This is a genomic window from Eubacterium ramulus (genome assembly GCF_003122485.1).
Lineage (GTDB): Bacteria > Bacillota > Clostridia > Lachnospirales > Lachnospiraceae > Eubacterium_I > Eubacterium_I ramulus_A.
The window spans coordinates 1-2,220 of the sequence record NZ_JRFU01000238.1 but is presented as its reverse complement, the minus strand read 5'-3'; the positions used below and the strand labels follow the sequence as shown (position 1 = coordinate 2,220).

The 2,220-nt window shown below is 41.2% G+C and carries 2 protein-coding genes; both read left to right on the top strand.

Annotation, left to right across the window (positions count from 1 at the left end):
• Positions 1 to 173: 173 nt before the first annotated feature.
• Entirely contained in the window at positions 174 to 605 is a 432-nt protein-coding gene (locus LG34_RS16155) for a hypothetical protein (protein ID WP_109216989.1), read from the top strand.
• A gap of 304 nt (positions 606 to 909) precedes the next feature.
• Entirely contained in the window at positions 910 to 1,995 is a 1,086-nt protein-coding gene (locus LG34_RS16150; protein ID WP_109216988.1) for a phosphoribosyltransferase, read from the top strand.
• Positions 1,996 to 2,220 lie beyond the last annotated feature (225 nt).

Here is a 2,220-nt window from a genome sequence, read left to right as displayed (position 1 = left end):
ATTGAACTCCCACTGAGAAATACTTGTTACTACTCACCACTTGCAGAAGGGGGAGTCTCAACTCAGACTGAGATGAAGGAAAACTGACTTCTGATGAGGCTTCTACTCTGAAAAATGCAATTGCAGATACAAAGGTAGATGCGGCGGCAGCAAATCAGGACATTTCTATCACAATGCCACAGGAAGATGCGGCAATCCAACAGCAGGGAATCAACAGCTTACAGACAGGTATCAGCAGTGCAGCAGCCGGTGTGGATGCGCTGCAGCAGGGCGCAAATACCCTTCAGTCCGGAACCGGTGAGTTCAGCAGTGGCATGAAAGAACTGAACGATGGCGCAACTGAATTAAAAGATGGTACACAGGAGTTCAAAGATGAGACATCTGACATCGACACACAGATTGATGATGCCATTGACGAAATGGTAGAAAAACTCTCCGGCAGCGATTATGAACCGGTATCCTTCACTTCTGATGAAAACACAGACATCGGTCTGGTACAGTTCGCAATCCGTACCGATGACATCAAAGTAAAGGAAGCAGAGGAAGCTACGGCGGTTGAACAGAAACAGACAATTTTTGACAAGATCAAAGGACTGTTCCAGTAAAATTATTGATAAAATTGCAGGTCTGTTCCGGTAAAAATTATTGATAAAATCTAAGAACTGTTTCTGTAAATTAGCAAGATAAATTTTTATCATTTGAAAGTGAAAAATGAAGTGATTTAAACAGGATTTTCCATGAGGAAAACAGAATGCACAGCGAAAGACTACCGTTGGAAAAAAAACAAAGTGAGGCTTCGTTGTGCATTTTGTATATGAATAAAGCCGAGATTTTATAAAAAATTTCATGGCAGGATTTGTCGAACCATTGTATAATAAATCTATATGTAAAAAATAGGAGAGACGAAGGATGAACTGGAATAATGTACAGATCGTCCCAACATTTGTAGATCAGGGGGTATCCTGCTATCAACTGGAGGACGGAGATTTTAAAAATGAATATTATATTGTATCAGAAGCGGAGACACGGAAATTATTAAACAATCCGGAAATCGTCGGATATGAGACATATTATTGTCTGATTCCGTCCACTTCTCAGATGTTGTATTATTTTAAAGAACAGAAAAAGGTAACAACTGCCAACATTCTGTCTATTTTACGTGGGGCATTGAATTATCCGTTGGAGGAGAGCTGTTATCGTGAGCATATCCGAGTGCATGATATCAGTTTCCTGTCCAGTGAGCGTGTGTTCCATGAGGATGAGATCGCTGGTCTGGAAATCAAATACAGCAAGCTGACCATGGTTCCGGGAAGTACCTTGCTGATCGGTGATATCATTGCAACTGGCGAGACACTGATCCACTGCTTACGCTATGTAACTGATTTTTATCGTGAGCACGGTGCAAAACTCCGCAACATTATCGTGTTTACCATTGGTGGTACAAAAGGTATTGAAATCTTAGAACGCCTGACGGAAGAAATCCGCGAGTATTGGCCGGATTTTGAAGGCTTTATCACAGTATTTTACGAAGGTGTTTTTGCAACTTATCAGGATAAAGGTGTATCCGGTATCAACCTTCCGGATGTAGACTTCTACTGGAAAGGCGGTATCATTGCACCGGAATTCAGACGCCAGACGCTGTCTATGTGCAATCCGTTATTTGAAAAATGTATCATCTACGATGGTGGTGCACGTCGTTACGAGATTCACGAGCACGTAGAGGAAGTTCTGGAATTTTGGAATGGTATGCTGGAGCGTGCAGATCAGATCGACCTGAAAGAACTGCTGGATGAGAAACTTGGTTATCCGGCTCCTTTGTCATACGATGACTGGGTAGAAGCAAACCATTACCAGAAATTAAATGATGCACAGAAAAACTGGTTGTATCGTCAGGAGCTTGGCTACATCGAGAGCTTAAAAGGAATGACTGTGCGCGAGATCGCAGAGCAGAGAATTGAAGAAATTACAACAGCATTAAAAAAATATATGCTGTAATAAAGATGGGGATAGCTGTATAGTTTGCCTGTTATCAGGAGAATTATACAGCTATTTGACGGATAAAAACAAATGAGCATGTCGAAAACTGGACTGTAAATTATGGATTCGGAAGTTTGAAGAAAGAAAAACTGAATTGTGGATAACGGATTCAGAAGTTTGAAAAGTAAAGAAACTATATCAGATGGGAGATGACTCCCACCTCTATAGGTGGTGAGAAACAAG